The organism is uncultured Gemella sp. (assembly GCF_963525875.1).
GTDB lineage: Bacteria > Bacillota > Bacilli > Staphylococcales > Gemellaceae > Gemella.
The window spans coordinates 1-8,637 of sequence record NZ_CAURMG010000051.1 but is presented as its reverse complement, the minus strand read 5'-3'; the positions used below and the strand labels follow the sequence as shown (position 1 = coordinate 8,637).

Annotated in this window: 7 protein-coding genes and 1 pseudogene; 6 read left to right on the top strand and 2 right to left on the bottom strand. The window is 31.2% G+C overall.

The annotated features are described in order from the left end of the window. Positions 1 to 175: 175 nt before the first annotated feature. The gene (locus RWQ73_RS07155; RefSeq protein WP_314407650.1) at positions 176 to 1,651 is read right to left on the bottom strand and encodes an MBL fold metallo-hydrolase; all 1,476 of its coding nucleotides are present in this window, start codon (positions 1,649 to 1,651) and stop codon (positions 176 to 178) included. A 12-nt stretch (positions 1,652 to 1,663) separates the two neighbouring features. Continuing rightward, positions 1,664 to 3,145, bottom strand: coding sequence for an oligosaccharide flippase family protein (locus RWQ73_RS07150; protein ID WP_314407648.1), 1,482 nt, complete (start codon positions 3,143 to 3,145; stop codon positions 1,664 to 1,666). A gap of 162 nt (positions 3,146 to 3,307) precedes the next feature. Between RWQ73_RS07150 and RWQ73_RS07145 the strand changes: the two genes are divergently transcribed. From RWQ73_RS07145 to RWQ73_RS07120, 6 genes and pseudogenes are all read left to right on the top strand, one after another. Continuing rightward, positions 3,308 to 4,015, top strand: coding sequence for a 2-C-methyl-D-erythritol 4-phosphate cytidylyltransferase (locus RWQ73_RS07145; protein ID WP_314407647.1), 708 nt, complete (start codon positions 3,308 to 3,310; stop codon positions 4,013 to 4,015). Between the two features lies 1 nt (position 4,016). Beyond that, the gene (locus tag RWQ73_RS07140) at positions 4,017 to 5,039 is read left to right on the top strand and encodes a ribitol-5-phosphate dehydrogenase (protein ID WP_314407646.1); all 1,023 of its coding nucleotides are present in this window, start codon (positions 4,017 to 4,019) and stop codon (positions 5,037 to 5,039) included. Positions 5,040 to 5,187: 148 nt separating this feature from the next. Further along, a complete protein-coding gene (locus tag RWQ73_RS07135; protein ID WP_314407644.1) occupies positions 5,188 to 6,057 on the top strand; it encodes a choline/ethanolamine kinase family protein in 870 nt (289 codons plus the stop codon). Beyond that, the gene (locus RWQ73_RS07130; RefSeq protein WP_314407643.1) at positions 6,047 to 6,925 is read left to right on the top strand and encodes a DMT family transporter; all 879 of its coding nucleotides are present in this window, start codon (positions 6,047 to 6,049) and stop codon (positions 6,923 to 6,925) included. The genes RWQ73_RS07135 and RWQ73_RS07130 overlap by 11 nt, the downstream gene beginning before the upstream one ends. A 10-nt stretch (positions 6,926 to 6,935) precedes the next feature. Beyond that, positions 6,936 to 7,634, top strand: coding sequence for a sugar phosphate nucleotidyltransferase (locus RWQ73_RS07125; protein WP_314407641.1), 699 nt, complete (start codon positions 6,936 to 6,938; stop codon positions 7,632 to 7,634). A 297-nt stretch (positions 7,635 to 7,931) separates the two neighbouring features. Beyond that, positions 7,932 to 8,637: pseudogene (locus RWQ73_RS07120) on the top strand (hypothetical protein); the annotation flags it as partial.

The following is an 8,637-nucleotide window of genomic DNA, read 5'->3' as shown; positions in this document are numbered from 1 at the left end:
ATATTTTGAATAAAGTATTTAATATCTCTAATGTATTTAATTATGGAGTTAGTGGAAAACTAGTGTTTCTATTAATGGCAGTATTATTGAGTATGATACTATCTCATAAGATTTTTAGTTTTCCAATAAGACAAATAAGAGAACAAATATTTTTTAATAAAAAAGCATCGTGATTTTAATAACTACGATGCTTTCTATTTTTTATTTTATAGCCTATATATATGATTATTGCTATTAGCACAATTGCAAGTGGATAGTTTTTATAATCAGAAAGACTAAGTCGTCCATCATTATTTGTATGAAGGAAACCGATCCATTTATCTTTGCTTAAAGTTCCATTAGCTTCGAAATGATAGAAGTTTTCCCATTCATTTTTTGCTGCTCTTCCATCTTTTTTGAAATAATATTTAGAAGTTGAATCAATTTCTTTCCAAGAATCTGTTAACATTCCGTTATTTTTATCTATATAGTAGACGTTATTATTATCTTTAACTATACCTGTTTTTAAAGAACCATCATTATTAAAGTAGAACCACTTGTTATCAAGATATTTCCAGCCTACTGCAACAGTACCTGAATCAAAGAAATAGTACCAATTATCGTTGTGCTGTGTCCAGCCATCTTCAGGGGCTTCATTTTTCCAATTTTTAAATTTTAATGTATTGTTCTCATTATAAAATCCATAGTGAGGATAATCATTAGAAATATCTTTTACGCCTCCATTATTAAACTCTAAAGAAATTGCTGCTCTGTCTAGTTGACCAGCATTTATAATACTGATATTTTTTTGTTTTAGATATTCAGCATATTTTTCTTCTACAGGTCTAATACCTGTTTTAATAATCTTTTTAGGGTTGAGTTTATCCACAAATTCTTTTGTATTTGATTTTGTTGTTTCTACATGATGATTAAATTTCATAACATCTACCTGACCGATTAATGGGCCATATTTTTCTTCAAGGTGTCTTTCAGTATTTTCTAAATCTCCACCTAGGAAAATTCTAGTATTATTAATGTTTACTATTGCCAAGATAGAATTCAAATTATCATCATATACTTTCTTTAAAGAACCGTCACTTTCGTATTCATTTTCATAATTTAACAAATTAATTTTAATATCTCCAAGAGTTAGATGTGAATCTTTTTCTGAGATATCTTGAATAATTTCAGTATTAGTTTCTTTTGCCGCCTTTAATGCTCTTTCGTATCCGTATAAATTATCCCAAAGTCTTGTTTTATCAGAAATTCTATCATCACTATATTTTTTAATGTATAGTTTTTCTGTTGGGATAGATTTTAGTACGTCGTGTGCAGAACCAACATGATCTGAATGTGCATGAGTTATGATAATAAAATCAAATTTTTTAATTCCCAACTGTTTTATATGAGCGAATAATCTATCTTGGGTGATTTTCTTTTTGTCTTTTGTTATTCCTTCTCTGTCAGGGTATCTAGGGTCTGAACCATCTGGGTATGAGAAATCTTCTCCTGTATCAATCATAGCGTAATGTCCGTTGCTTTCAAGAATCATAGCATCTGACCATTCAGCTACAGTGATAATATGTAATTTATCATTAGCTTTAGCATATGATGTTGGTAGAAAAGTCATAAATAATAGTGTTGTTATAATTATTGTTTTTAAAAGTTTCATAAATACTCCTTATTAACTCTTTTTAATTTTCCCTTTTACCATATCTATGGCATAATTTATTGTTAAGTCTTTTAATATCATTAGAGCGACTAAGTAATAAATTCCACAGATTGATATAACTGTACAAACCATAAGAATCATATTTAATGTGATTTCATAAGAGTGAATGTGAAATGCGAGTTTAGTTATGAAATATATTGGAATAAATCCGAGTGATACTATAAGGTATTTATATAACGGTGAAAATACTGATTCAAAGTTTATTAATTTATGTTTTTTAATAAACTGTATCTCTAGCAATACAACCAGTCCTTCAGCCAATATTGTTGTACCGATATAATACTCAGGTTTGAAAATATTACAAAAGTATAGCACAGAATTTAATATTAAGTTTAATCCACCACCGATAAAGTAAAATGAAGTCAATTTACTTTCAAAGTCATTGATGAACATAATTTGTTTTCCTAAAATTGTCTCGATAGCCCAAACTATAGTTCTAATAGCGAAGATACTTGTTACTATTCCTGCTTCTAGATATTTTTCAGATGAATAAATTACAGTCGCATAAGTCCCTAATATCATTATTCCGATACTAGTCGGCATCATTAGGAAGAAGAAAAGAGAAGAACCTTGGTTGATTAGGTTTTCGTATGCATTGTAATCTTTTTTTCCTAAATAATATCCCAACCTTGGTAAACTAACACTTAGAGCTCCACTAAGAACACTTGCGATGAGCATAACTATATTGAATGATATAGTATAATATGAAATATAGTTCGTATCAGGGCTTTTTGTAATAAACATTCTATCTAATAGAGTATAAAGCATATTAGCGTTTGCTAATAATAACATTGTAGTTAGACCTTTTGCAGACATTAGTAAGTCTTTGATGTCAATCCAAACAAATGAAACCTCTCTTTTTATCCAGACAAAACTTAGTAGATAGTTTAAGATAGTAGTAGCACTCATTATGATTGCGTACGGTATAATATCATCCTCAGTTTTTATAAATGCAAATATTGACACCAGCATTGCTATTCTAATAAATAGTGTTTTGTAAAGAATAAATGTATAGTTTTCATATGCTTCATTCATCCATTCAATATTTAAAAATTGAAATAGTGCTTGAATACCGAGTATATAATATAATGTTTTTAGATTTTCAGTTTCATATTCCCCTACACTGATAAATATAAAATATAAAGCCGTTACGGCAATTGAAGTAATTACTGATATATAAAATAGTTTTGAAAATACGTAATTAATTTTATTTTTATCATCTTTAACTTTACTTATTGCTCTAATTCCGTAGTTATAAATACCGAAAGCAGCTATAGGGACGACAAAGCTAGCCCACGTGTTTGCTGTGTTGAAATAACTATAGTTTGATTTACTAAGTATTCTAGTTAAGTAAGGATTAGTGATTAATGGGAAAACTATGTTTAGTACATTAACCATTAAGCTTGCTAATGCATTAACTTTTATGTTTTTCATAAAAAGAAATCCTTTCTAAAATTCTATTTAACATTATATCATACTTTCAGTTTATTAGCTGAAAATTATAAGTTTAATAGAAGATTTTTGTTGTTTATTGATTATCTATGATATAATAAAATAGATAATATATTGAGAAAAAAGTATTTAAAGGAGAAGAAGATGATATACGCGGGAATATTAGCTGGTGGAACAGGAACTAGAATGGGAATAAGTAATATGCCGAAACAATTCTTAGAATTAGGTAAGAAACCAATCCTTATTCATACAATAGAGAAGTTTTTGTTAGAGCCTGAAATAGAAAAAATCGTGGTTGGTGTCCATGAAGATTGGGTGTCTCATGCAGAAGCTTTAATAGAAAAATATGTCTCAGCATTCGCTGATAGGATAATTATTACACCTGGAGGTGTTGATAGGAATACAACAATTGAAAACATTATTAATAGAATCAATGAGTATAAAGTGCTTACTGATGAAGATATTATTATCACTCATGATTCAGTGCGCCCTTTCATTACTCTTAGAATTATTAAAGACAACATACGCTTAGCTAAAGAAAGTGATGCAGTTGATACAGTAGTAGAAGCAGTTGATACGATAGTAGAGAGTACTAATGGTGAATACATCTCAAATATTCCTAATAGAGCACACTATTATCAAGGTCAAACGCCTCAGAGCTTTAAATGTGTAGACTTTTTAAATCTGTATAACTCATTGGATACAGAAGAAAAACAAATACTAACTGATGCTTGTAAAATATTTGTTATAAAAGGGAAAAAAGTGTCATTAGCTAAGGGAGAGTACTCTAATATTAAAATAACTACAGTTACAGACCTTAAGATAGCTAAGAGTATGCTAGAGGACGAATAATATGATAAATCAAATATATCAATTAGTTAAGCCAAAGTTCATTAATGTAAAATACAATGAAGAAAACATAAATGATGGTGATAAAATCATCATCCGCCCAAACTATATGGCGTTGTGTCACGCAGATCAAAGATACTACCAAGGGAAAAGAGATCCTAAAGTATTAGCTAAAAAGCTACCTATGGCACTTATTCATGAATGCGTAGGGATAGTTATTGCTGATCCTACAGGCACTTATAAAGTAGGGCAAAAGGTAGTAATGATACCTAACCAACCACCAAGACAAAGTGATGAAGAATTCTATGAAAACTATATGTCTGAAACATATTTCTTATCGAGTGGTTTTGATGGTTTTATGAGAGAGTTCGTAGCTTTAACTAAGGATAGGGTTGTAGCTTATGACGAGATAGAAGATTCTGTTGCAGCTATCACAGAGTTCATAAGTGTTGGGATGCATGCTATGGATAGGTTCTTAAAAAATTCACATAGTAAAAAAGATAGAATAGCAATAATAGGAGATGGTAGTCTTGCTTATGTTATGGCTAATATAATAAATTACACTTTACCAGATTGTGAAATAATCGTAATAGGTCGCCACTGGGATAAGTTGGAATTATTTAGTTTTGCTAAAGAAAGGTATGTTACTGATGATATTCCAGAAAACTTAAGTTTTGATCATGGAGTCGAATGTTGTGGAGGAGATGGAAGTGGATATGCAATAAATGATATTATTAAATATATAAGACCACAAGGAAGCTTAGTATTAATGGGAGTTAGTGAGTACAAGGTCAATATTAATACGCGTGATATCTTAGAGAAAGGATTAACATTGCTAGGTTCATCGCGTTCGGGAAGAGTTGACTTTGAAAAAGCTATTGAGATTCTTAGTAATAAGAAGTTTGAAAGAAGGTTTAAGAATATTATTGAGCTTGAACAACCTGTAAGAAATATTAGTGACATACATAGAGTGTTTATGACTGATTTAAATACTGCGTTTAAGACAGTGTTTAAGTGGGAGATATAATCATAATAGAAAAATAGGCTCAAGCAGAAATTTCGTTGAGCCTTTTTATTTTGATAATATATATAAATTATTGAGAATATTTCTGTGAATTATTTCATTTTGTGATATAATGATAAATAATATTGTAATGTAGAAAAGAGGATTTACATTGAAACAATTAATTAAGAGTAAAATTGAGAAATTGCTTACTGAATCAGAGGAAATAGTAAAGGTTGAGAAGCTAGGTGGCATGACTAATAATAATTATCTAGTAGAAACAACTAACAATAAATATATAGTTAAGTTCTTTGGTAAGGGGACTGATAAGTTGATAGATAGGTTAGCGGAGAAAGAGAATCTTAAGAAGCTAGAGGACTTAGGTCTAGATGTTAAAAACTATATATTTGATATTGAATCTGGGATAAAGGTAAATGAATATATAGAAAATGCTACAACTTTTGATGCGCATTATTTAAAAGCGAAAAAAGAAGAGGTGGCGAGTATACTTAGGAAGGTGCATAGTTCCGGAAAAGTTCTTGAGGGTGAGTTTCGAATCTTTGATGAGATTAAAAAGTATGAGGACTTGATAGAAGGAAGTATTTCTTATCCGTATTATGATAAAATAAGGGAAAAGGTGTTTTCTTTACAAAGTCATTTAGAAGAAATTGGTGTCGATAAGAAGTCTTGTCATATTGATCTTGTACCTGAGAATTTCATCGAAGATGAGACTGGTCGTGTTTATCTTATAGACTGGGAGTATTCTGCGATGAATGACCCGATGTGGGATTTAGCGGCGTTATTTTTAGAGTCTAATTTTAGAAAGGCTGAGGAGGGAGAATTCTTTAAGTATTACTTTAGTGAGGACACCCCGGTTAGTGTTGCTAAGATTATGATTTATAAGATACTTCAGGATTTTCTTTGGAGTCTATGGACGATTTACAAAGAAGAACAGGGAGCGGATTTTGGAACGTATGGTAAAGATAGATATCTAAGAGCGTTAACGAATTTAAAGGAGTATACAGAAAGCTATGAAAAATAAAGTAGGAGTTTCAGCTGGACTTTTGTCTGGTATGTTTTGGGGTTTAGGACTTGCGATAAGTGCGTATATATTTTCACTGTATAATATCTCGCCTTTTGCAGTTGCGGTGATTCATGATTTTATTAGTATTTTTGTTCTTTTGGCGATTATACTAGTTAAGTATAGAAAAATAAATTTCAAAATTTTTACAAATATTAAAAGTGTTAGTGTTATTGTAGGGGCACTTCTTGCAGGACCTATTGGTATGCAATGTAATTTATATGCGGTTAAGTATATAGGAAGTGGGTTAACATCTTCGATAACTGCTATTTATCCTGCTGTGTCAGTTATCTTGGCGATTATATTCTTAAAGAATAAGGTGTCATCAAAAACGATTATTGGGATAGCACTAATAATTATAGGGATTTTTATCCAAAGTTATAAGAGTGAACAGGTTGAATCTTTTTATCTTGGATTTATGTTTGCTTTAATATGCGCGATTGCTTGGGGTAGTGAGAGTGTTTTAAGTTCATATGCGATGAAAAATAATCTTAATGAGTTGGAAACATTGCTGATTCGTCAGGTGACATCATTTTTAGCGTATTTAGTAATAATATCATTCAACGGTCTAGGAATCGAGACTAGTATGGATATTAAATTTGGAGGATTTATTGTATTCTTTGTTGTTAGTAATATGATATCTTATATTTTATATTATATGGCTATCAATAAGCTAGAACCAGCGAAGGCAACAGGACTTAATGTGAGTTATGTCGTTTGGACAATAGTATTCTCTATGCTTTTTGTAGGTTTAGAGGTGAATTTACAATTGGTGATTACATCTATTATCATTATATTAGGTGTTTATGTTATTGTGAGAGAGGAGTAGCGACATAATAATGAGAGCAATTATTTTAGCTGCAGGATTAGGAACGCGTCTTAGACCTATGACAGATAATACGCCGAAGGCTTTGATAAGGGTTAAAGATAAGCCGCTTGTGGAGTATCAGATAGAGTTTCTAAAAGAAAAAGGAATAGATGAAATAATCGTAGTTGTGGGGTATTTGCATGAACAATTCGATTATTTAAAAGAAAAGTATAATGTGAAGTTAGTGTTTAATGAAAAATATGCCGAATACAATAACTTTTATTCGTTATACCTAGTTAAAGAATTCTTGGCAGATAGTTATGTAATCGATGCTGATAACTATTTATTTAATAATATGTTTAGAGCAGATATCATGCGTTCTACGTACTTTAGTGTATATCGTGAAGATTGTGAGAATGAATGGTTCTTAATCTACGGAGATGATTATAAAGTTCAAGACATTATTGTAGATAGTAAAGCCGGAAGAATCCTTAGTGGGGTTTCTTTCTGGGACAAGAAAACTGCTGAAAAAATAGTAAATTTTATAGATGAATCTTATGCTAGTAATGAGTTTATGAATTTATACTGGGATAACATGGTTAAGGATAATATAAAAAAATTGGATGTTTATGTTGAAGAGTTAGAACCAAACAGTATATATGAGATTGATAGTGTTAAGGACTATAAAAAGTTAGAAGAAATTTTGAAGGGGCTGACCAAAAAGTCCTAAAATTTAACAAAGTTCATATGAAAACTCGTAGACGCAGAGGTTAATGATATCTAAATTCGCTTTATAAAAGCTTTTTAGATATCTAATAAACTGTGTGGGCGTGACTCGACAAAATCTTGTTTCTCTGAAATCACGATTTTGTCGAGTCACTCTTTTTTTATTGTGAATTAAGTTCTAATTTTTAGTACTATTTTGTAATATATATGTAATAAAAAATAACCTATTTGTAATCTTTATAGGTATGTAAATATGATATAATTATCAGTGCATAACTATGATTTAAGAGGGAAATTAACGATGAGAAAAAACAGATTAAAATTAGGATTAGGAGTACTAACAGTATTAGCAACTCCAATCGCAGTAAATGCAGTAGCAAGCAATGATGCTCTAGCAGCTCAAGGTTGGGTTAAGAGTGGAAGTACATGGTACTATTTTAACCAAAATGGAACACTAGCGAGAAATGCTTGGGCAGGAAATTACTGGCTAGGAGCAGATGGAAAAATGGTAACGAACGCTTGGGTAGATAACGGACGTTACTACGTAGGAAGCAACGGTGAGTGGGTAAGAAATGCTCAAAAACCAGCTACTACAACTACGAACACAGCTAAACAAGGTTGGGTACAAAGTGGTGCTTCATGGTACTATTTAGATTCTAACGGGCGCGTTGTAAGAAATGCTTGGATAGGAAACTACTGGTTAGGAACAGATGGACGTATGGCAACAAGCTCATGGGTAGACAACGGACGTTACTACGTAGGAAGTAATGGACTATGGGATAAAAATGCTAAGAAACAAGAAGCGCCAAAACCAGCAGAGAAGAAACAAGGTTGGGTAAAATCAGGAAGTGACTGGTATTACTATGAAAATGGAACATTAGTACGAAACAAATGGGCAGGAAACTACTGGTTAGGAACAGATGGACGTATGGCAACAAGCTCATGGGTAGACAACGGACGTTACTACGTAGGAAGTAATGGACTATGGGATAAAAACGCTAAGAAAC